General features: G+C 49.1%; 19 protein-coding genes, 2 tRNA genes and 1 pseudogene. 11 read left to right on the top strand and 11 right to left on the bottom strand.

Features of this window, described 5'->3' with window-relative positions; translation table 11 throughout:
- The first annotated feature begins 77 nt into the window (after window positions 1–77).
- The gene (locus KDW_RS15040; RefSeq protein WP_151756710.1) at window positions 78–701 is read left to right on the top strand and encodes a TetR/AcrR family transcriptional regulator; all 624 of its coding nucleotides are present in this window, start codon (window positions 78–80) and stop codon (window positions 699–701) included.
- A gap of 23 nt (window positions 702–724) precedes the next feature.
- Window positions 725–3,967 (top strand): bifunctional cytochrome P450/NADPH--P450 reductase, encoded by a 3,243-nt coding sequence (locus KDW_RS15035; protein ID WP_151756709.1) that lies wholly within the window; start codon window positions 725–727, stop codon window positions 3,965–3,967.
- Between the two features lie 232 nt (window positions 3,968–4,199).
- Here the strand turns inward: KDW_RS15035 and KDW_RS15030 are convergent.
- Together KDW_RS15030 and KDW_RS15025 are read right to left on the bottom strand one after the other, a co-directional pair.
- A tRNA-Asp gene (locus KDW_RS15030) sits at window positions 4,200–4,275 on the bottom strand.
- Window positions 4,276–4,428: 153 nt separating this feature from the next.
- Window positions 4,429–4,602: a type II toxin-antitoxin system HicB family antitoxin gene (locus KDW_RS15025; protein ID WP_198925274.1), complete on the bottom strand. Its 174-nt coding sequence runs from the start codon at window positions 4,600–4,602 to the stop codon at window positions 4,429–4,431.
- A gap of 274 nt (window positions 4,603–4,876) precedes the next feature.
- On the opposite strand from KDW_RS15025, the gene KDW_RS15020 reads away from it, so the two are divergent.
- Both KDW_RS15020 and KDW_RS15015 read left to right on the top strand, forming a co-directional pair.
- Complete coding sequence (locus tag KDW_RS15020) at window positions 4,877–5,530, top strand: hypothetical protein (RefSeq protein ID WP_151756708.1); 654 nt, start codon at window positions 4,877–4,879, stop codon at window positions 5,528–5,530.
- A gap of 245 nt (window positions 5,531–5,775) precedes the next feature.
- Window positions 5,776–7,176: a hypothetical protein gene (locus KDW_RS15015; RefSeq protein WP_151755362.1), complete on the top strand. Its 1,401-nt coding sequence runs from the start codon at window positions 5,776–5,778 to the stop codon at window positions 7,174–7,176.
- Between the two features lie 361 nt (window positions 7,177–7,537).
- Here KDW_RS15015 and KDW_RS15010 read toward each other — a convergent pair.
- Window positions 7,538–7,613 (bottom strand) — tRNA-Asp (locus KDW_RS15010).
- A 230-nt stretch (window positions 7,614–7,843) separates the two neighbouring features.
- Here KDW_RS15010 and KDW_RS15005 point away from each other — a divergent pair.
- Together KDW_RS15005 and KDW_RS15000 are read left to right on the top strand one after the other, a co-directional pair.
- Complete coding sequence (locus KDW_RS15005; RefSeq protein ID WP_151756707.1) at window positions 7,844–8,800, top strand: hypothetical protein; 957 nt, start codon at window positions 7,844–7,846, stop codon at window positions 8,798–8,800.
- A 264-nt stretch (window positions 8,801–9,064) separates the two neighbouring features.
- Complete coding sequence (locus tag KDW_RS15000; RefSeq protein ID WP_151756706.1) at window positions 9,065–9,634, top strand: NYN domain-containing protein; 570 nt, start codon at window positions 9,065–9,067, stop codon at window positions 9,632–9,634.
- Between the two features lie 131 nt (window positions 9,635–9,765).
- Here the strand turns inward: KDW_RS15000 and KDW_RS32820 are convergent, their stop codons facing one another.
- The 5 genes from KDW_RS32820 to KDW_RS14980 all read right to left on the bottom strand — a co-directional run bounded on the left by KDW_RS32820 (window position 9,766) and on the right by KDW_RS14980 (window position 13,469).
- Complete coding sequence (locus KDW_RS32820) at window positions 9,766–9,969, bottom strand: hypothetical protein (RefSeq protein ID WP_198925273.1); 204 nt, start codon at window positions 9,967–9,969, stop codon at window positions 9,766–9,768.
- A 68-nt stretch (window positions 9,970–10,037) separates the two neighbouring features.
- The gene (locus KDW_RS32815) at window positions 10,038–10,535 is read right to left on the bottom strand and encodes a glycosyltransferase (protein WP_198925272.1); all 498 of its coding nucleotides are present in this window, start codon (window positions 10,533–10,535) and stop codon (window positions 10,038–10,040) included.
- Window positions 10,532–11,617 (bottom strand): lysylphosphatidylglycerol synthase transmembrane domain-containing protein, encoded by a 1,086-nt coding sequence (locus KDW_RS14990; RefSeq protein ID WP_151756705.1) that lies wholly within the window; start codon window positions 11,615–11,617, stop codon window positions 10,532–10,534. Before KDW_RS14990 ends, KDW_RS32815 begins: the two co-directional genes overlap by 4 nt.
- 15 nt (window positions 11,618–11,632) lie before the next feature.
- Window positions 11,633–12,664 (bottom strand): decaprenyl-phosphate phosphoribosyltransferase, encoded by a 1,032-nt coding sequence (locus KDW_RS14985; RefSeq protein WP_198925271.1) that lies wholly within the window; start codon window positions 12,662–12,664, stop codon window positions 11,633–11,635.
- A gap of 115 nt (window positions 12,665–12,779) precedes the next feature.
- Window positions 12,780–13,469 (bottom strand): Crp/Fnr family transcriptional regulator, encoded by a 690-nt coding sequence (locus KDW_RS14980; RefSeq protein ID WP_162005251.1) that lies wholly within the window; start codon window positions 13,467–13,469, stop codon window positions 12,780–12,782.
- 574 nt (window positions 13,470–14,043) lie between these two features.
- On the opposite strand from KDW_RS14980, the pseudogene iscB reads away from it, so the two are divergent.
- The 3 genes and pseudogenes from iscB (at window position 14,044) to KDW_RS32810 (ending at window position 16,547) form a co-directional block, all read left to right on the top strand.
- Window positions 14,044–15,331: pseudogene (iscB, locus tag KDW_RS14975) on the top strand (RNA-guided endonuclease IscB).
- 182 nt (window positions 15,332–15,513) lie between these two features.
- Window positions 15,514–16,395: a P-loop NTPase gene (locus KDW_RS14965; RefSeq protein ID WP_198925270.1), complete on the top strand. Its 882-nt coding sequence runs from the start codon at window positions 15,514–15,516 to the stop codon at window positions 16,393–16,395.
- A 5-nt stretch (window positions 16,396–16,400) separates the two neighbouring features.
- Window positions 16,401–16,547, top strand: a complete 147-nt coding sequence (locus KDW_RS32810) for a hypothetical protein (RefSeq protein WP_198925269.1) — start codon at window positions 16,401–16,403, stop codon at window positions 16,545–16,547.
- Window positions 16,548–16,620: 73 nt separating this feature from the next.
- On the opposite strand, the gene pheA is transcribed toward KDW_RS32810, so the two are convergent.
- The 3 genes from pheA to KDW_RS14950 form a co-directional block, all read right to left on the bottom strand.
- Window positions 16,621–17,505 (bottom strand): prephenate dehydratase, encoded by an 885-nt coding sequence (gene pheA / locus KDW_RS14960; protein WP_151756703.1) that lies wholly within the window; start codon window positions 17,503–17,505, stop codon window positions 16,621–16,623.
- 489 nt (window positions 17,506–17,994) lie between these two features.
- Window positions 17,995–18,183, bottom strand: coding sequence for a hypothetical protein (locus tag KDW_RS14955; RefSeq protein WP_151756702.1), 189 nt, complete (start codon window positions 18,181–18,183; stop codon window positions 17,995–17,997).
- 277 nt (window positions 18,184–18,460) lie between these two features.
- Window positions 18,461–19,405 carry a phytanoyl-CoA dioxygenase family protein gene (locus tag KDW_RS14950; protein WP_151756701.1) on the bottom strand — a complete coding sequence of 315 codons (945 nt, stop codon included), beginning with the start codon at window positions 19,403–19,405 and terminating at the stop codon, window positions 18,461–18,463.
- Between the two features lie 139 nt (window positions 19,406–19,544).
- Here KDW_RS14950 and KDW_RS14945 point away from each other — a divergent pair, with 139 nt between their 5' ends.
- Together KDW_RS14945 and KDW_RS14940 are read left to right on the top strand one after the other, a co-directional pair.
- Window positions 19,545–20,402 (top strand): helix-turn-helix domain-containing protein, encoded by an 858-nt coding sequence (locus tag KDW_RS14945; protein ID WP_151756700.1) that lies wholly within the window; start codon window positions 19,545–19,547, stop codon window positions 20,400–20,402.
- Between the two features lie 102 nt (window positions 20,403–20,504).
- Window positions 20,505–22,685 carry a beta-galactosidase gene (locus KDW_RS14940; RefSeq protein WP_198925268.1) on the top strand — a complete coding sequence of 727 codons (2,181 nt, stop codon included), beginning with the start codon at window positions 20,505–20,507 and terminating at the stop codon, window positions 22,683–22,685.
- The last annotated feature ends 57 nt before the right edge of the window (window positions 22,686–22,742 follow it).

The following is a 22,742-nucleotide window of genomic DNA, read 5'->3' as shown; positions in this document are numbered from 1 at the left end:
TTGCACACGCCAATCAAGTCCATTGAAAAGTCCTGTGCCTCTTGACTTTTCACAGTAAACTGAATTATAATTCAGTTATGAACGAAGATTCAAAAACGGAACTCACAATCCGACAACACAGAGGAGCCAGGAGGCGTGCGAAAACACGTGCCGACCTGCTGGCTGCTGCACGCAAGGTCTTTGCGAAAAAAGGCTACCATGATGCCAGCATATTAGATATCACAGAAGCTGCTGATGTTGGCGTGGGAACTTTTTATCTTCATTTCGCGGACAAAGATGAAGCATTTAATACCTTGATCGACGAGGTTTTCCATATCCTGGAAGAACAGGTCATCACAGAGGTGCGCAGCCATGAGGCAATCACACTGACAGTTACAGTGCACTCAATTTTTCGCCATGCCTACGCACAACGCGATTTGTTTAGTATCGCCCTGGCCAGCGGTGCCCAGGTCTCACGCACAATTCGAGTAGAAGATACTATCGCTGGAGGCCTCATTCGTGTCTTTGAGCAAGTTCCTCAGCCAGAAGACTTGCAAGGCTATGACATTCAACTACTGGCACGGCTGGTAACAGGGGTGATCGCCCAGGGCATCATCTGGTGGTTTGATCAGGATGAACCAGGACCCGAGGAGATGGCGAATAATGTGCTCGCCCTCCTGGCCCATGGTCTACCAGCCTCACTATTCACCCATAATAATTAGTATCCGTGGAGGTTTTCCTTCAAATGACCACCCATAAAGTTATTGAAAATACCATACCCCATCCTAAAGAAAAATTACTGGTTGGTAATTTGTTTGAGCTGAGCTCTGGCCGACGCGTGCAGGATATGATGAAATTGGCACGCGAATACGGGCCCATCTATCAATTAAATATGCCTGGACGCTCACTTATCGTTGCCTCCGGCTATGAACTGGTTAAGGAGCTCTCCGACGAGACCCGCTTTGATAAAAAAGTCTGGTCTCCATTACAAAATGTACGTGCATTTGCTGGTGATGGCCTCTTCACTTCCTGGACCGATGAGCCAAACTGGCACAAAGCCCATAATATTCTGATGCCAAACTTCAGCATGCGCGCTATGCAGGGCTATCTGCCGATGATGGTTGATATTGCTGAGCAACTGGTAGGCAAATGGAATCGTCTGAACTCTGATGATGAGGTAGACGTTGCCGGTGATATGACCCGCCTCACCCTGGATACAATCGGGCTGTGTGGCTTTGATTATCGCTTTAACTCATTCTACCGCGAGGATATGCATCCTTTTGTAGATAGCATGGTGCGCGCCCTGCAAGAGGCGATGGAGCGCGGTGGCCGCTTACCACTTGAAGATAAGCTGCTGATCCATAAAAATCGCCAGTTCCAACATGATACTGAATACATGAACTCGGTGGTGGATCGTATTATCCGCGAGCGCCGCGAGAGCGGTGAGGATTTCTCACAGAAAAAAGATCTGTTGAGCTATATGCTCTCGGGCACCGACAAGCAGTCCGGCGAAAAACTAGATGATCTGAATATTCGCTATCAGATTATCACCTTCTTAATCGCCGGGCACGAAACCACCAGTGGACTCCTGTCCTTCGCGCTCTATGAGCTGCTGCAGCATCCTGAGGTCCTGGCTAAAGCTTATGATGAAGTCGATCGTGTGCTGGGCAACGACCTGACAGCTACACCAACCTTTAATCAGGTCAATCAGTTACGCTATGTCTCTCAAATTCTCAATGAGACCCTGCGCCTCTGGCCAACGGCTCCCGCCTTCGCCATCCAGCCACTGAAGAACGAGGAGATCATCGGTGGCAAATATAGAATCACCAAAGATGTAGATGTGGCGGTCTTGATTCCGATGCTACATCGCGATCCTTCGATCTGGGGTGAGAACGCGGACGAATTTGATCCAGAACACTTCTCTCCTGCCGCGGAGCAGAACCGACCAGGCGACGCCTATAAGCCATTTGGGAATGGTCAACGCGCCTGCATTGGACGTCAGTTCGCTTTACAGGAGGCCGTTCTGGTGCTGGGTATGTTACTCCAGCGCTACAAATTTATCGATCATACAAACTATCAATTTAAAATCAAAGAGACACTGACGATCAAGCCCGATAACTTTAAGATCAAGATTCGCAAACGTACGGACGCGGATCGCTCGATTATCGTGCAGACTCAGCAGGAAATCACACCGGCTAAAACAACGGCACCCAAAACAACCCCGAAACCCGAGGTTCCTAAACACGATACTCCGCTGTTGATCCTTTTCGGCTCCAACATGGGTACCGCTGAGGATCTGGCCAATCGCATCGTTGAGGACGGCAATGCCTATGGCTTCAAAACCACGATTGCCGATCTGGATGATTATACAAACCAGTTGCCGACAGAGGGAACTGTTCTGATTGTATCCTCATCATATAATGGCACACCGCCAGATAACGCAGCAAAATTCTGTAACTGGCTCCGCTCCGGTGATCTGGACGCAGAAAGCCTCAAGGGTGTCAGATACATGGTCTTTGGCTGTGGTAACCGTGACTGGTCAGCAACCTTCCAGGCTATTCCCCGCTTGATCGATAGCAATCTGGAGAAATTTGGCGCACAGCGCATCTATCAGCGCGGCGAAGGCGATGCCCGTGAAGATTTCGATGGACAATTTGAGTCCTGGTATCAGCCACTCTGGAAATCACTGTTCGAGGAATTTGACATTGAGGCCAGCATACCTGAGCCCAGCAATGTGGGTAACACGTATGCAGTAGAGGTCATCAATTCAATGCACTCGCATCCGCTCATTGAGACCTTTGGAGCCAAACCGGCTACAGTACTGCGCAATCGTGAGTTGTATACAGCATCTGCTGGACGCTCGGCACGTCATCTTGAGATTGAGCTTCCCGCGGGAGTTGAATATCAGACAGGTTTCCATCTGGGCATTATCCCGCATAACACAGAAGCACAGGTTGAGCGCGTGGCCCGGCACTTCAACTTCAAAAAAGATACCTATATCGTACTGAGCAAGAACGATAATAAAAAGACCAACCTGCCGGTTGAAATGCCCATCTCGGTCTACCACTTGCTCGGCGACTATGTAGAGCTACAGGATGTGGCAACTCGCAAACAGATCAAGGCCATGGCGGACTTCACACAATGTCCACCGGACAAAATGAAGCTGCAGGCGCTTTCTGGCGATGACGAGGCGAGTATCGTCCGCTACAAATCCGAGATCCTGGCTCAGCGCAAATCGATCATTGATTTACTGGAAGATTTTCCAGCCTGTGAGCTACCCTTCCATGTCTATCTGGAACTACTCTCGATGATGCGCCCACGCTACTACTCCGTCTCATCCTCTCCCTTGCAGGATCCACGGCGCTGTAGCATCACTGTCGCGGTCGTCGATGCACCAGCCAGATCTGGACATGGACAGTACCTGGGAGTCTGCTCCAACTACTTGAGCAATCTACAAGAGGGCAAACAACTGAATGCCTTCATTCAGGATACACGCTCAACCTTTATACTGCCAGAGAATCCCGGTACTCCGATGATCATGGTTGGTCCTGGTACGGGTGTAGCCCCCTTCCGTGGCTTCTTGCAGGAGCGCGCAGCCCTGAAAGCTCAGGGGACAGAAGTAGGAGCATCGCTGCTCTTCTTTGGCTGCCGTCATCCAGAACATGATTTCCTGTATAAAGATGAGTTTGCCGCTCTTGAAGAGCAAGGTATTACAGAAGTGGTTGCCGCCTTCTCGCGCTGGGAAGGTCACGACAAGATGTATGTCCAGGATCAACTGATCCAGCATAAAGATCGCGTCTGGGAGCTGATTCAGGCGGGTGCGATGATCTATGTCTGTGGCGATGCTGGCAATATGGCGCCAGATGTACGCCAGGCCTTTATCACGCTCTACCAGGAAAAAGCCAATGTCTCAGCCCACGAGGCCGAGCAATGGCTGGATGAGCAGACCCGCAATGGCCACTATCTGGTCGATGTCTGGCCTGCTTAATATCCATCAAACGATTGTATAGTCACTAACCACAGAAGGCCCGCATTTCTACTCTAGAGTAGGGATGTGGGCCTTCTGTTTACTATCTACCATCTAAAGAGCTTTGCCTTACATGTGGCTGATCACCAGAGAGATGAGCTATCGTTGTTAACTATTGTGGGGAAGGTGGCTAAAAGGATAGGTTGTGGACACAAAAAAAGCACATCATTGAAAGATGTGCTTTTCGGAAAATTGGCGGAACCGACGGGACTTGAACCCGCGATCTTCTGCGTGACAGGCAGACATGTTAACCGCTACACCACGGCTCCGTACCAGTTCGCTCGTCGATACTTGCCGTACCGCCTCGCGTGATATAGATAATATCAGAACAGGCTCATCCTGTCAACCCCTTTATCTTTCAATTTTTATAGAAATTGAAAGATAAACATTAGCCACTGGACAAAGATCTATCCAGGTGTAAGCTATGCGGCAAATGTTGGCTGTGGGACAGGCTCACCAGCTTTTTGCGCATCTTCAATCCATAGTTCGATAACTTCTAATGCGTTTTTGATTGCTTCGTCGTAGGTATTACCGTGTGTGCGGCATTCAGCAAGCTCTGGAATGGTAACAACATAGATATTATCTCGGGATCCCACTGGATGAGCATTGAATAGTGATTAGGGTTCATATTCTTTGCCTGCCTTTCTCAATACGTCTTGTACATCTTCAATCTGATAGTACTTTGCATCATTTCCGTCTTTACCAGAGAGTATTATATACACATCAGGAAATTGTAGGTGTACTCTAGAGTAGTATAAATGATAGAAATGTTTTAGTGGTAAATTAGTACTTATTAGGTTCACAGCTCATTGTGTATCATGTAATATTTACATTGAATTGGAAGTAATTGTAAAATTCACAAGAGGAAAGATGATGCCTAAAAAGAACCAGGGCTGCTTCTATGACCTTCGCTGGCAGGCTATAGGAGCCTTAGCAGCGATAGCAACTCTTATCTGGGCCTTATTCATATGGGTCGTGCCAAGCGCATCCACATTTTTCAATACTAATACACAACATAACACAACTAACACGAGCAATGGAACTTCTCTTGAGAACTCTCAACCGCAACTTCCTCTAACCGCAACTTCTAAATCTTCGCAGCCCCAGCAAGTTGCGCCAGGAAAAATTACTCTGAACAAAAGATTAACGTGTAACTGTAATGCATTCCTGCAAATAATCATCAATTCTATCACGTTTGAAAATGACCAAGGCCGAATGAGATGGGACATTACAGTAAAGAGTATAGATGGAAGTAATAGTTACTATAGTATTAACAAATTTTCCCTCCATTGCTCTTGTGATGAAGATAATCCAGATAAAATATTTGAAGGTACAGGTAAGTTAATATCTGCGATAGGCTATGCAGGTAATATGCAAGACGGAACTGAAGCGTCTCAAGTGTTTTTTGGATTTATTCCATATCAAAAACCAATCTCATACCAATTAACCGCAGAAATATATTGCAACGATATAAATGCACCATCAACATATATTACGTTCGACCCATTGACCCTGACACTTTAGCATCTATTGTGATTTTAGGAGTATGGGATTGACTCCTTCTCAAGAGGGAACGGGTAATCATGTTTATCCGCCCGGGAATGCCTTTACGGCAAGTGGCTAAGCCGTTTGATAACTTATATCAGACAATTCACCGCGTAACAAAACATGAGTCATCCCGAATTTTAAGGTCGGGCTTGTAAAAAGACACCTCCCGAGAGAGACTGAAGAAAGTAACGAATATTCAGTCAATCCAGGAGGTGTTTTTCATGTCTTCTCAGTATCTCACACGGCTTGAGGAGCCACAAGTTCCACCATATCCTCCAGACAAGATGGCCCAGGGATTGTATGGGAGTCTTGCTCAGTTTCTTGCACCCTTGCTCATCGAAGTCGATACCCGCATTGATAAGCGGCTCGTGCGAACGTTGTTGCAAACCGTGGTGGTGATTTTGACTTTCCGTGATCGAGTGAATGGCTTGCTCCTCTCAGAAATGGGTGGCTATCTCGACACGCCAGACAAAGCCCCAGCTGGCACCAAGCGCCTTTCGCGTCTGTTGCATTGTTCCAAATGGTCTGCCGAGCTGATCCGATCCTATCTCTGGCATCGAGCCACCCAACGTTTGGCGACGTGGAAACAGGCTGGAATGGATGCGCTGGCGCTCTGGGATGAGAGCGCTTGGGAGAAGCCGGAAAGTATCGCTTCTGACGATCTTGGTCCGGTGCGCTCCAGTAAGGCGGCTCGACTTACCCATGTGAAGAAGGGCTACTACACCCCGCCTCGTGGCCCCATTTTTGTGCCTGGCCTTCATTGGCTAGCGGTAGTCCTGGTGGGCTGCGACCAGTCGGCTGACCCTCCAGCGTTGGCCTGCATGCGCTGGTGGACCAGCCGCGGGGCGCGTGCCTCCTTCAAACGCGATGAGCAAGCCAAGCTGTTGCTGCAAGGAGTTCTGCTCTGGGGGCGCGAGGTGATGCATGTCTTTGACCAAGGCTTCGCCAGCAGTTTCTGGCTTGGTTTGCTCGTGGCCTTCTCGCTTCGTTTTGTATTGCGTTGGAAAAAAGACTATCAGCTGGTGGATGAACAAGGCCAACGGCGCGCTGCCTGGAAAATCGCACGTGGCAAACGGGGATGGCAACAACGTCTGGTCTGGGATTGCCGTCGTCACCAGTGGGTCATGGCCAGCATTCTCGCTTTGCCCGTTACGCACCCAGACCATCGTGAACAACCATTGTGGTTGGTGGTAGCCCGACGCAAAGGTGGCCTCCCTTGGTATCTGCTCACCGCTGAGCCGATCGCCAATGCGGACGATGCTTGGAGGATCATGTTTGCGTATGCCCGTCGCTGGCAAATCGAATTAACCTGGAAAGAGAACAAAAGTGAGTTGGCCTTCCAAAGCCCCCGTGTGTGGGAGTGGGAACCACGGGAAAAACTCTTGCTGCTGGCAGCACTGGCGTACGCATTTCTGCTCACCTTGCTGGCGCCGTTTTACACGCTCTTGCGCCGCTGGCTGCTGCGCCGCTACTGTCATCGAACGGGTCGCCATTGCCGACAGGCTCATGCTCCCTTTGCGCGGATGCGCATGGCGCTGAGCCGGCTGTGGCAAAGTGTGCCTCCGCACTGGGAGTCCCTGTCGGGCCGAGGCCAGCCAACGGTCTCGGTGACCATGCTCTGATGAGGCGTTGAGCCTGCACCACCGCTGAACCATTCCATGGCCAGGACTGCCTGACCGCGGGGGCGTGTGACCGGTGTTCATCCAGCACAACGATCGCAACCAGCATATGGAGCGATCGCACACAAAACATGGATGCCTGTTTTCTCGCTGGAAACCGAGGTGATGCTCTTGGTGTGAACACGTCTTCGTTCTGTTCTCTTTTCTCCCGTTGGTTTTCTAGGAGAAGGAGATCACCAGCAAGAAGCACTTCATCAACCGCTTTTCTTGGAGAGAACTGAAGCGAGCATTTCTCCACTTCTTGAGGAGAAATGCTCGCTTCTTTCACAAGCTCATCCCTAAAATCTGGGATGACTCATGTTTATGGCGGAACCGACGGGACTTGAACCCGCGATCTTCTGCGTGACAGGCAGACATGTTAACCGCTACACCACGGCTCCATACCAATTCGCTCGTCGATACTTGTTGTACCGCCTCGCGTGAATAGATATTATCAGAATTGCAGCGAAATGTCAAATGTTTTTTCAACCAGTTTTCGCTCCCCATTACGTTTGTTTAAACAGGCGTTGGTTGTTTATCTTTTTTCAGGCACAGAGTTTGTGGGAAACAAGGTATAATAACAACAGAAGTTCACTTAAATAGCTCATTGTGTATGTTCAGGGAGGCCTTTGTGACTGACACTGTACCCGGACACGATTCTGCATTCGCTGATCAGGGAAATAACAAAAGGGCAACTGCGACCATTTCATGCCGTATTTGCCAGGCAACCTACGCGCCATCACAAGAGCATCATTATCTTTTGCAGGCTCCTCCGATGGCTCTGGAGTCGGCCTTTATGAGTATGTGTCACTTCTGCTTCCGCTGCCGTCGGCCCGCCTGCCCACAGTGCTGGGATAATGTTCACGGCGTCTGTGGTGAGTGTTGCCAGGAGGCACAGTTACCGTTTCGAGCTCAGGCGGCTCCGCTGCAGGGCGTCCTGTTTGCGGCCACACGACAGGCTCAGTTACATCGGAAACATGCGATGCCAGTTCGCCTGATCTGTATCCGACCAGGCCGTTTTCAAAAGCTGGCTTCGATCGATACCGCCGAAACCATGCCACTTCAGACCGCGATTACACGCAGGATTCTGCCAACACCCACCTCGCCCCGTCAGGCTGCGCCGCGTCCAGCCTCACGAAATCCTTCCGATATACCGATAGAACATATTCCGACTCGGCCTCCCCGGCCTGAGCCCATGCGCCTAACATATGAGCGGCAGGTTAATCCACAGCCCGCCCGCCAGTATCAGACGGGAAAAATGCAGTATAGAGCACAGGGACTCAGCCAGAGTGGTACGATCAGCGATATTGATGATATTGCGACCCAGCCACCTCGCGCCCGCCGGACTATCACATTGAACGATCCTCTGCCGTACCCACCTGCCAGTTCATCAAAAAAGAGCATGGGGAAGCGTTTCGAGCAAATCATGACAGGTCTGCTTTTTATACTACTGCTCGTCCTGTTAGGTGCCATCACACTGGCCCTCTGGTCAGCCGATGCAAATAGTCAGATCCTACAGCTATTCCATATTGACATACGCGCCGAAATCGCCTACCTCTGGCAACTGATCAATCAACTACACCACTAGGATCCGACACGCGCTCAGAAAACCATGACAGCTCGAAAGAAAGCGATCTCTCAAAGCTATGGGTTAGCCTAATTGGATAAACATACTGGCAGACTGGAAAAATTGAGATACAATACGTTGTATCACCAATAACAATTTCTGGTCTGGCTTTCTCCAGATCGCATAAAAAGAAGGGGTATACGCTCAAGCACACAGGCATGATAGGCGTCCCGCCAGGTGTGAATTTTTAGTAAGCGCAAGAAAGCCTGAACATGGAGTTGCAGCATGGGGTTTGATATTTTAGTTGATGGCTATAATGTAATCAAAAATAATGCTATGTTTAAATACGTAGAGGATAAGAGCCAGGCGGAGGCACGTAACCTGCTCATCAAACAATTAAAAAATCGCTATCGCAATACAACTGATCGTGTTGTGGTCGTGTTTGATGGTAAGGGTGCCCGGGAACAAATGCTGCATGTGGATCATATCTGTGTTATTTATTCGCGCTATGGGGAAACTGCCGATAGTGTGATTGCGCGACTGGCGACCGAGGCGAATGATCGTGGGGTGGAGGTGATGATGTATAGCGATGACGGAGAGGTAAAGCAGAACGTTATCAAACAGGGTGGACACGCGCTGACCACAAAGGGGCTTGTGTCATCGTTAAATGCGGCTCCACAGGATATGGCTTTGCGCTCACAGCATCGCCAGGAGATGCGCAAGGTCTATGGGGTTGATCCTGCTGCCAAGTATTTGCAGGATGATGAGGAGGCTCGTAAGCCACATTCCAGTAAAAAAGGAAAGTCGTCACGTCGCTATAAGTCATTACGCATAGATAAAAAGACGCTAAAATAATGTAGCGTCTCCTGCGTGGGTATTTTTTGACACCTCGCTGCCTGTGGCAGTTCAGGTGTTTTTTTATGCAAAAAGGCGGCCCGCGTGGGGCCGCCTTTTGTCACAGAGTTTGGTGTATCTAGAAGAAGTTGTTATTTATGGGCGACGGTGGAAACTTCTTCGATGCGGGAAGATTGTTTGCGCATGGCGGGCGATGGCATGGGCACCATACCAAAGCGTGCGCGGGTAACATAGGTGAAGGCTTCGACGACGATCTTGCGGGACATTTTGGATTGGCCAACACGGCGATCCATGAAGGTGATGGGGATCTCAGTGATGCGGAAACCCTGTTTCATGACACGATACGCAAGCTCGATCTGGAAGGCATATCCCTGCGACTGAACGGTATCGAGATCGATGCTCTCTAATACCTCACGGCGATAACAACGGAATCCCGCTGTGCAGTCATGGACTTTAATGCGAGCATAAAGCGAGCGAAGATATTTCCGCATCCGCTGATACAACGACGACTGAATGACCAGTTGGGGGTGCTACCACCAGGAATGTAGCGCGAACCAATCACCAGATCAGCATTTTCAATAGCTTTCAAGAAATCTGGCAGATATTTTGGATCGTGCGAGAAGTCGGCGTCCATTTCAAAAGCGGCATCATAATTATGCTCGATTGAATATTTAAAACCCGCGACATAGGCTGTGCCCAGACCAAGTTTGCCAGCGCGATGCAGGACATGCACACGAGGATCTTCTTCGTGAATCTGATCAGCCAGCTGACCGGTTCCGTCAGGCGAGTTATCATCAACAACTAAAACATCACATCCCGGGGCATACGAGAATACCGTATCCAATAATGGACGCAAATTTTCGTATTCATTATATGTAGGAATGATAATTAACGTTTTCATACAATCTTTTCTCCTGTGCTAGTCGATGCCGACGTAGCATCAATTCTATACGTCAGGTCATCAGGTATAGGCTGAGTAGTTTCATGGCCCTGCCTGGTATCTTCCAATGTACCGACTGCTGACTTATGATCCAGGCGGCGTTGCATCCAGCGGATACGCAATACTGCGAACACCCCGATAAAAAGTCCAAACCAGAGGGTACAGAGACGAATGAGCAGAGTTGCTGCACCGCCTACTGTTGCCGATGGCGAAACCAATAAACGTGTAAGCCCTAACATACTTCCATCAGCAGTTCCCAGTCCTCCTGGTAAACCAGAGGCGGACCCAATCAATGAAGATACTGCTAAAATGAACATTGATTTAATAAAAAGTTCAGGACCTGCAACCACACCAAGCCCGATATAGACAAAATATAAAGCGATGCATTCCCCTGCCCAGGATAGAAGACCAAGGCAAATGGCGAACACTAATGGCCGCCATTGGAGTAAGGTATAAGCGCTCTCATAGAATTCACGTATCAGGTGCGCAAATTTGGACGTCAGGGGCAGTTGTTCACCTTTTCGTAACAGGGCCAGCATCAGTGAACGATTCTGCAGCAGGATGATTCCTCCACATCCCAGGACCAGCAAGACCAGCAGAATCTCCCACCCGATACCATAGAGAAATAAACCCGCGGATGCTAAACCCAGCATAGCAATCCCATCAGTCATACGCTCAGCCACAATAATCGGTGAAGTACGGCTGATCGGTGCTCCAGTAGATCGCTTCAAGAGATATGACTTTAGTAGCTCACCAACTTTACCGGGCGTGATGGCCATGGATAGGCCTGCCAGAAAAATCCACAGGCTTTCCTGGCTTGAAACCTTTATCTGCAAACGTTTTAAGTAATATTGCCATTTGATAAAACGTCCACCATAGTTGATCAAGGTAAATCCCAGAATCAGTGGAATATACATCCACTGAAAGTGTGTGATCGCTTCCACCATATGCGGAAGATCCGAATATAGCGCAATTGCCACGATGACTACAAAAGCCAGCACTAATGATAGGATGATACTGGTACGCATTTTACGAGTAAACAAACACATGCTCCATGACTATGACTGTGGTAGCAAGTACAGTACGGCAATCACAGTGATGATACATAATAAAACGGCCGCTAATATATGACGGTCACGCAAGAGTATCTCATCAGGACTTCCGCCATCCATACGCATATAAACGAGATAGAGGTAACGAAATACTCCATAGAGTACAAATGGGACGGTAATCATTAAGCGGTGATTTCCAGTCTGTCCCTGGACGGTATACAGGCTATACGACATCAGTGTACCAGAAACAACGATGGTAATCATCTGATCTAGCATAGGAATACTATACTCTTTGAGGATCTTCCGATGACTGCCAGCTTGCCCCTGGAGTAATACCAGTTCGTTGCGTCGCTTGCCAAATCCCATAAACAGGGAAAGGAAACACGTGACCAGATAAAGCCATGGTGAAATGACAACAGGAATGACGACGGTTCCGGCAACGATACGCAACACGAAACCAGCGGCAATACAAAAGACATCGATCAGCACAACATGTTTTAAGCGATAGCTGTAGAATATCATCATAACCAGATAGGCCAGCACGCTCAGGGCAAACAAAACGTTGGCACCACCCAGGGATTTATAGATATCAGGAGGAGAAGGAATGAAGAAAATTGTCAGCGTCAAAGCCGCACACACCACCAGCAAGCCAACCAGGGCTGCTTTAGCCCATGAAATGGGTAAAGCACCAGAGGCCAGTGGTCGATAACGCTTGGTTGGATGCTGACGATCTTTTTCAATATCCAGCAAATCGTTCAAAACATAAATAGTGCTAGAGACAAAACAAAAGGTAATAAAAGCCAGAATCGCTCGTACTAAAGGGTAAAAGTGAAACAACTGACTTGCAAAAACCAGACCGATAAAAACTGCCCCATTTTTCGTCCATTGTTTAGGTCGCATCAAGGCAATGAGGGCTTTTATGCGTGCGAAAAAACCTGTTGGCGTTTGTTGGGGCTTTTCCACTGCTAGGCGATCTAGGACCTGCTCATCCTCTTTCGTTTTATACTGACTGTCGCTATTAATGATAACTTTCTCCAAGAGTTTGATTCCCCTTCAACGCATACGAAACATACGTGAAAACATGTACCTGAAATCATGGGACGTACCGTTATCGAAACAGGTAACACGAAGCCCAAAAGTACAGGTTCGCTTGCTAGTAAATGCGTCGCTCCAAATCAGCTACTCGATGAAGGGTAATCCGATGCTTGTCCGTACTGATATAGCGTTTATCAGTGAAATAGCCCAGTACTTTATTCACGCTCTCACGGGACGCACCAACCATTGAAGCCAGTTCTTGCTGGGTTAACCGTACTTCAATGCGTACGCCATCCTCCACCTTTTTACCATGGGTGTTAGAAAGCTCAAGCAGCTTTTTAGCTACACGACCATAGACATCCAGGAAGATAAGATCTTCAACCTGCTGATTCGTCTTACGCAGGCGTGCACACAGCACTTCCATCACGCTAATCGCAATCTTCGGATTCTTCATGATAGCTTTATGAAAATCGCTACGTTGTAAAGTGTAGCATTCAACTTTTTCCAGGGCAATAGCATCAGCCGATCGGGGGAGTCCATCCAATAAGGCAAACTCACCGAAGCAGTCACCTTTGCCAAAGACAATCAGCGAAATTTCTTGTCCATCCGGGCTAATCAGGCAGATCTTGACTTTGCCCTCTTTGATTACATACATTACCTGGCCTGGATCATCACGATGAAAGATCACTTCTCCGGAACGAAAGGTTCTTTTCCTGGCGGCCGCTGAAAGTTCACGGATCTCGTCTTCTCCCAGGCCATTAAAAATATTGACTTGTTGGAAATAGGTAAACTCGTTCTCTGTCTCCATCTTGGCTTCCTTTATGGCGCAATAATGCATTCTGTACAGTGCGTTCATCATAGCATAACCATTTACGGCATGCAATTGCATAAAAACCAGACGATAGGCTGGCATAAAGGCCCCTGGGGACAGGCATAAAAAAGCCCGATTATCAGCAGTGGGTAGCCAATTTCCGGCACAGCACTTCAATGCTGGTAACAGGTGCGCAAGATAGCAAACTGATCAGTCTTCACGAGTGAGGGGAATTAAATAGCATTGAATATTCTACTAGTCACTTGCATGCCTTAAGGATGAAACGTATACTCTTTATTATTATTTAGCTTACGCTGTCAGGAACCCCACGGATACATCCGGGGGCTTGTGAAAACAAGTCCAGACCTGACCAGACTCAGTTATGTATGTAACTACGTTACAGGCGAAATTAGGTACGGCAGGGTGCTTTCCAGCCCTGCCCTCTACGGCACAGCATTAAACAGGTGTACAGGGTGAAGCCAGTGTGTTGTGCGATAAACCGCTTGATAACAGTGTCGAGGAAAACTTTACCTGGGAAACCAGTGAGCTTGAAAAAGCAAAGGAGTTGGTTTTGAGCTATGTGTTTCTTGTTGATGCCAACAAGCAACCTTTAAATCCTCTCCATCCTGCCCGCGCCCGTCGACTCTTAACCGCAGGAAAAGCGGTTGCTTTGATGAAGCACTATCCTTTTACGTTGATGCTCAAAAGGATGGTAGAAAAACCAACCCTTCAACCGTTGAGACTCAAGCTTGATCCTGGCTCAAAAACAACCGGGGTGGCACTTGTCAACGATGACTCCGGGGAAGTCGTCTTTGCCGCTGAACTTTCCCACCGTGGGCAGGCAATAAAGGCGGCATTGGATGATCGTCGTGTTGTTCGTAGGAGTCGGCGGCAACGTAAAACCCGGTATCGCAAGGCGCGTTGGGCCAATCGCAAAAACAAGCAAAAGGGCTGGCTCCCACCATCCTTAGAAAGCCGAATAGCGAATGTGCTTACGTGGGTTCGTCGCCTTTCTTGCTCTGCTCCTATCTCAGCTATTAGTATGGAGTTGGTCAGATTCGACATGCAACTGATGGAGAATGCTGAGATATCGGGAGTTGAGTATCAACAGGGGGCATTGATGGGATATGAGCTGAGAGAATATCTCCTTGAGAAGTGGAACCGTCACTGTTCCTATTGTGGGGCAAAGGATATTCCTCTCCAAATTGAACATATTCACCCCCGTGCCCATGGTGGCACGAATCGAGTCAGCAATCTTTGTCTGGCCTGTGAAAAGTGTAACACGGCCAAAGGCAGCAAAGATATCGCAGTCTTCCTCAAGAAGAAACCAGACCTCTTGAAGCGTATTCAGGCTCAGGCCAGGGCACCGTTGAAGGACGCAGCGGCAGTGAATGCGACCCGTTGGGCACTTCTTGAGCGATTGAAAACAACGGGCTTGTCTGTTGAATGTGGCACTGGTGGTTTGACGAAGTTTAATCGGGCAAAGAGGAACCTTCCGAAAGCGCACTGGTTAGATGCTGCCTGTGTCGGAAAATCAACACCTGAGACCTTAGTCATGACGGGCATCAGACCATTGTTGATCAAAGCAACAGGGCATGGGAGGCGCCAAATGTGTGTGACAGATGCCTATGGCTTCCCCAAACAACACAAAGAACGCAAGGGCTCCTACCTGGGATACCGAACGGGTGATATGGTCAAGGCAATCACGCCAAAAGGCACCTTTCATGGGCGCATTGCTATCCGTTACCGCCCCAGTTTTCACCTGGGAAAAGAAGACATTCATCCCAAATATATGCGCCATGTGCATCGTGCGGACGGGTATGAGTATAGGAGTGCGTGATACTCCTCCCCATGTCTGAAGGCAGGGGTACCCGCATCACGCGAATTTTTAGATGGTTACTTTTTACCGTGGTGTGCTATAATATCTGAGTACACAAGTCGGAATTAAGCGCATTACTGCGCTCTCTATCTTAATTATCTATCGAAAGAAAAGGACAACCCAGAACTTTCCTGTTCTGGATTGCACATGAGGATACAAAACATGGCGGAAACTATTACAACCGACATGGTGATACATGATGTCGTGACCAGGTACCCCGCAACGGTCAAGGTATTTCACGGTCATGGTTTACCTTGTACAGCCTGTGCGGTAGGTGCTCGGGAAAGTGTGGCTGGTGGTGCCAAAACTCACCGTTTCCCACCTGAGAAGTTAGATCTACTGATTAAAGATTTAAATGCTGCAGCCAACGGTGAGGCAACCTCGATTGCTCCTAAGAAGGCTCCTGTGGGCCGAGGCGTGCCTTTAACCATGGCAACCGGTGCTCCTGACCGCAAAATCAAGCAGGTTATCGCGATTATGAGTGGTAAAGGCGGCGTCGGTAAATCTCTGGTCACTGGCCTGCTGGCTGTTTCTTTGCGCCGACAGGGACAACAGGTCGGTATCCTGGATGGGGATATCACGGGTCCGAGTATTGCCCGTATGTTTGGCACAAAGGGTCAACCAACGAAATCTGCCAACGGTGGTATTGAGCCATTGCGCAGTAAAGGCGGCATCAAGGTCGTCTCGATGAATATGTTCCTGGAAAAAGAGAGCGATCCTGTCGTCTGGCGTGGCCCGATGATCTCAAGCGCGATCAAACAGTTCTATAGCGATGTAGACTGGGGTAATCTGGACTATCTGCTGGTCGACCTACCTCCTGGTACATCCGATGCTCCAATGACGGTCATGCAGGCATTGCCACTGGATGGTGTGGTGATCGTTTCGTCGCCACAGATGCTGGCCACCATGATTGTGATGAAATGTGTCAATATGGTGCAGCAACTCAAAGGCTCAATCGTAGGTGTGGTTGAGAATATGTCTTATTTCGAGACCCCTAAAGGCGAACGCTATGAGATCTTTGGCCCTAGCAATGGACAGATTTAGTCGGTATGACTGGCGCTCCATTATTGGGCAACCTGCCGATTGACTCTGCGCTCACAACTTTATGTGACGCTGGCCGCGTTGAAGAGTATTATGCAGAGGCTTATGAAGAACTGGCTGCGAACTTCACCAGCACATTACGCATCAAACGCTAAACTAAAACACTTATAGCATATAAAAAAAGAGACTTCCAGCAATGGAGGTCTCTTTTCTTTTGTCTTGCAAAGATTAAATACTGCGCTCGAAAGAACCCAGTACTTTACAAAAGGTGGTATGACTGGCGAGATCGGCCAGAGCACTACGTACCGCGGGATCTTCCCGATGGCCTTCAAGATCCAGGTAAAAAACATATTCCCAGGCGCGCTGGCGCGAAGGGCGGGATTCAAGTTTGAGCAGGTTGATCTGGTTGCTGGCCAGGAAGGCCAGGCAATTGTTGAGTGAACCAGGCTGGTGGGCGGTGGCCATCACCAGCATTGTTTTGGCCTGGCCAGCACGTCGCGGCGCTGGCTCTCTTCCCAGAGCAATAAAGCGCGTGAAATTATCCTTGATCGTCTGTATACCCCGGGCCAGAATATCAAGCTCATATAACTCGGCCGCACCAGCCCCGGCGACGGCCGCCACACCCTGTAACTGCTCCTCACGCACCATTTTGGCACTACCAGCAGTATCATAGGTCGCCACGATCTCTGCTCCAAGTTCACGCAGAAAAATGTCGGATTGTGCCAGCGCCTGAGGATGTGAGATGACGCGTTTGATGTCGCCAATTTTTTGTCCAGGCAAAGCCAGCAAGCAATGATTCACGGGATGTCCAATTTCACCAATGACAAAAAGATCATGCTGTCTTAAAAGATCATAGACATCATTGATACTGCCAGCCTGCGAGTTCTCTACCGGTACCAATCCATAGTCGACTTCGCCAGCAGCCACGGCGCGGAAGACATCGGAAAAAGCACGATATGGTATCGCTTCTGCCGTGGACGGTAAATGGCGACCAAAGTAAGAGCGCACCGCCTCGTCTCCAAACGCGCCACGTTCGCCTTGAAAGGCCACGCGGGTCACTTCAGCGGCCCCTGAATTTTCTTGCGCCTGCACGTCTTTTGCTGTTTGCCCCATACATCCAACTCCTCTCACCCTGACCGCATACTATGCTACCCCGCTTCATCATAAGCCATAAAAAGCATCAAGAGCGGCATAATTATCTGGCAGAATGTATCAGATATCATTCCCATAAGTATTGGGCCGATTGTGCCAGTTAACCGGCCGTTTGTCAAGGTCCACCACCATCAGCTCTCGCATAAGAGAGTATCTGTAACTTACTTCCATAGGGCACTGCGTCGCAGTCTTTCGCGCCTGCGGCGCTCAAAAATTTATGCGGTGGTGGAAAAATGGCGCGCGATGCGCCATTTTTCCACCACCGCATAAAAGAAGTTCTGGGCGCTTTAGCGCCCGAGTGCGGCTAGCTGTACGCCCGCCCATAAAAGTAAAAGCATCAAAAACTATATAAAGACAGATACAAAAAACAGGCTCCTATATTATTAATAGGAGCCTGTTTTTTTATTTTTTTGCCCGATCCATATGAATCAGGCTTCATGTACCCAATGCTTACTGTACTTTGTAGTGGTCCTTGTGATAGTAGGACATTCCTTTACCAAGCACTTTAACTGGATAGAGATCGGTCAGCCAGATTGGCTCGTTGCAGGAAGCGCAGATGTGTTGTGTCTGATGGTTGACGGTCTCGCGGTTAGCCAGCGAGGCACGGGCGGTTTTTGAAAGTTCACCCTTCTTAGGCATTGCTTAATTCCCCTTTCGCCTAAAATTGTCTTCTTAGAAGTTTTGTGGCTTCTACAGATTAGAACAAATGTAGCCCACATATTGTTCCCTGGTGCGCAATCAATTGACCATGGCTTGCTACTCCCACACATTTTTTGCTTATGGAAGTTGACATAAACCAATCTTTCTACGATCCGCCCTGAGGATACTGCACTAGTATATCATAAGAAGTTCCTTGATACAATCCGGGAAACTAATCAACCAAGATCGCTCGCTATCCATATTTCTTCCCGCTGATCTAGCTTTTTTTTGAGTTTTTAGCGTCGTTGGCGGTTGGCAGGGACGAACAGTAGGAGCCTGCCAGGTGGTTGATATGAGCCACTTTCAAGGCCACTTCCTCGTTTTCACTGGATTCCGGCTGGAACTCTGGTGTGACGTTCCATTGGAATTGTGTAACGTCAGGATTGGCGGCGGCGAAATGGCGCAAGGCAGGTGGCAACAAGCGCAGGCGACGCTCTATCCATTCCTGATCCCAGGGACCATCTTCCAGAATTTCTTCGGCGGCGCGGAATTCGTAGTAGATGGTGCGGCGCAGGTCTTTGCCTTCAACTTGCTCAGAGCCATGCACGATCATGACATCATGTAAAAGTACATCGCCAGGTTCCATCTCAACCACCACGGCTTCCGGTGGATTCCATCCCCACCGGTTGGTCAAGGCACAGAGATCCTGTCGTTCATGCTGCGTTTTGGGTAGAACATGTAGAGCACCAGCATCGCTTCGCGAGGTGTCCAGATAGAGGTCAAAGTTAAAAATTCTATGCTTGCGTGGATGGACAGCATCCTGATGCCAGGGAATAGCCTCTCCATCACCTTTCTCTTTGAAAACCATCGATTCATAGGTTGGTACAAAATTTGCGCCACAAAGACTTTCGGCAACTCCCAGCACATAAGGACTACCCAGCAGTTCTAGTGAAGAGTCCTGTCCTTTATTATGCAGGTAGTTGACACGAAACATTACTCTCCCATGGGCCCGCCGGGCAAACATATAATCTTCATACAGTGGATCACTCTCAGCAATGGTATTGCCCTGGTTAATCCAATACGTGCCTGAATCCTGCAAACGTTTCAACAGGTCCTGTGGAATCCACTGGCGTAGCACCAGATAGCCATTTTCATCAAAAAATTGGATCTGCTCTGCGCTTAAATGGTAGGCAGTGGGATGAATAGTAGTCATCGTCGTCATAACATAGACCTCCTGATTACAACCTTGTATATACAGTGACTTCTAATGCAAACTATACTTGATGAAGTGAGAATAATCTTCCTGTTCTGAGTAGTATTTTTCTCGGATCCTAAGGTTGAAAGAAGATTTTTAGGTAGAAATGATGTTGCACCATGATTTAACTATTGACATGACAATAATGGGACTCTCCCATGGCCATATGCAGCCCTCATTGATGCCACAGGCGCATCGGCATGCAGAAGTGGAGCTGAATTTTACCGAGCGTGGAGCGATTACCTATTTATTTGGCGGTGATCGCATCACGGTCGGGCCGGGGCAACTGGCCTTTTTCTGGGCTACCTTGCCACATCAGGTGATCGATGTACAGCAAAAAACCATCTTTCACTGGCTAACCATTCCGTTCTCGTCTTTTCTACACTGGCGGCTGCCGCCGGCTTTTGTGCAACAGATTATCAGTGGATCGTGTACGCTTGGGAAGCTGGATTTCACGTTGATGCAGACACAGTTTCGGCAGTGGCGCGATGATTTACAGGCCCATACCGAAGAGCAGAAGCAGATTGTGTTGCTAGAAGTTGAAGCCTGTGTGCGTCGCCTGGCCCTGACAACTCAGAGCACAAATGAGAGACGCATCGACACACCATCCTCCACCAACATGGAACCGCATCTCTTGAGTAAAGTTGAGCTGATGAGCAGCTTTATCGCGGAACACTATACCGAACAACTGCATACGAAAGATGTGGCCGCTGCTGCCCACCTGCATCCCAACTACGCGATGAAGCTGTTTCATAAACATATCGGCATGAGTATGCTGGAATATATCACCCGCTACCGCCTGGCTCATGCCCAGCGCCTGCTGATTACGACCGATATCAATATCACGGAAATCGCTCTGGCGGCTGGCTTTGGCTCGGTAAGCCGCTTCTATAGCGTCTTCAAGGCCTCTTGCGGACTCTTACCTGGAGCCTATCGTAGCGGCCTGCGTCTGAAACCTGACTGATGATATGCAAAGATACGGGGACAAGAGCTATTGCATATTCAGCGATATCAACTATGATACAAAGACTGAAGCGCTGGTTTTTCACTGATAAAGAGTCAGGAGATGTTTCATCAGTATACATACACGTTTCCTGACCATTATTTTCCTGACCATTATAGAGAAGGCTTTTGTGTATTTATGGAAATATCTTCGACGGTTGGTTATGATTCCCGTGCGGTGCTGATTCATGGACAGCGTACGCTGTTACTGAGTGGGGCCATTCATTATGCCCGCAGCACGCCTGCTATGTGGCCTGAGTTGATGCGACAGAGTAAAGAGGCAGGACTCAATACAATCGAGACCTATGTGTTCTGGAATCTGCATGAACGCGAGCGCGGTGTCTTTGATTTTTCAGAGCGGCTCGATCTTTTCCGTTTCTGCGAGGTAGCTGAACAGTATGGACTGTATGTGATTTTACGGATCGGTCCCTATGTCTGTGCTGAAATCAATTATGGTGGTTTGCCTACCTGGCTACGCGATGTGCCAGATATGGCTATCCGCACCTATAACCAGCCATTTATGCGCGAAAAAGAGCGCTGGGTGCGCTTCCTGGTTGACTACATGCGCCCCTTGCTGGCCCCCAATGGAGGACCAATCATTCTGGCGCAACTGGAAAATGAATATGAGAACATCGCCAATCGCTATGGTGCGGATGGCCAGCACTATCTGCGCTGGGTGAGCGAACTGGGACAATCATTGAATCTAGGTATACCACTGGTAATGTGTGAGGGTGCCACGGCCGGAGCCATCGAGACGATGAACGGTTACTATGCCCACTCAATGCTTGAGCAGCATACGTTCCAGCATCCAGATCAGCCCGCGCTATGGACCGAGAATTGGACAGGTTGGTATGATACCTATGGCTATCCACACCATATTCGGACCCCACAGGACGTTGCGTACGCTGTGGCACGCTTTGTGGCGGCTGGTGGCACAGGCGTCAATTATTATATGTGGCATGGGGGCACCAATTTTGGCCGTGAGGCAATGTATCTACAAACCACCAGCTATGATTTTAATGCTCCACTTGATGAATTTGGACAGCCAACCACCAAACTACGTCACCTGGCTCACCTGCACCAGATCCTCACTGATTATGCGGAACTGCTCCTGACTAATGAACGCGCTCAGCCCCAATCACTGGGCGAGATGCAAGTCGCATATACTTATGCCAGTGAACACTATACACTGACATTCCTTTGCAATGATGCGCCGCTACCCACAAACTGTACCTGGAACGAGGAGCAGGTCTCATTACCAGCCCATTCCGTCTTGCTCCTGGTTAATGGCAGATTGGCGTTCAATACCTCTGATATCGCCACTACTCATGTCGTACAACGCGATGCTCAACCACTGGAGCAACTGATCAGCGAGGTAGTCTGGTCGGCAGAACCATTACCTTCCGCCTGGCCGACCGCCTTACGTTCAATCGTCACAGCGGACAAACCACGCGAACAGCTCGCCCTGACCCATGACAACACCGACTATTGCTGGTATTCGATCACCTTTTCAACGCTTGCAGATGAAGAGGGCATCCTGTCCTTGATCGGCTTTGCAGATGTAGCGCATATCTTTATTGATGGCCAGTTCTATGCTACCACCCCAACGCCGTTAATCGAGAATCGAGGCTCCTTTGATGGCTCTGCCTTTACGCAATCCTTCAGCCTTTCACTAGCCGCTGGAGAACATGAGCTGACCATTTTGAGTTGTGCCATGGGATTGATCAAGGGCGATTGGATGATCAATGCAAATATGGTACAGGAACGCAAAGGACTCTGGGGACACGCACGCTGGAATAGTACGGTGCTTGAGGGTCCCTGGTCTATGCAGCCAGGTCTGGTTGGAGAACAAACAGCTTTCTTCGCGGCTGGGGGTGCTCTCGTTGATTGGCAGCTAGCAAGCGTTGAGGCGTTCGAAAAGCCCCTGCGCTGGTGGCGCCTGACCTTTGAGCGCCCACAGACGGCAGGACCCTATGCCGTTGATCTAGGAAGCATGCAGAAAGGCATGGCCTGGTTGAATGGACGTTGTATCGGCCGCTACTGGCTTGCAGCCGCTACTGGTGAACATGAATCCTGGCAGAAAAATATCATCTTTGCTCAGGGTACTGATGACCCCACTCAGCGCTACTATCATTTGCCCTACGAATGGCTACAGGATAAAAATACGCTGGTCCTCTTTGAAGAACTGGGAGGAGATCCCACTTCAGTCTCCATCTGCACAGTTCCTGAAACTGAGATAAACTAACCCGCAAAACATACACCAGAAACGCCAGAGGAGGGGCATAGAACTGGACAGTCACCC

The sequence above is a fragment of the Dictyobacter vulcani genome (assembly GCF_008974265.1).
Taxonomy (GTDB): Bacteria; Chloroflexota; Ktedonobacteria; order Ktedonobacterales; family Ktedonobacteraceae; genus Dictyobacter; species Dictyobacter vulcani.
Note: the sequence above shows the minus strand (reverse complement) of the source record. Positions and strands in the feature narration are given on the sequence as shown.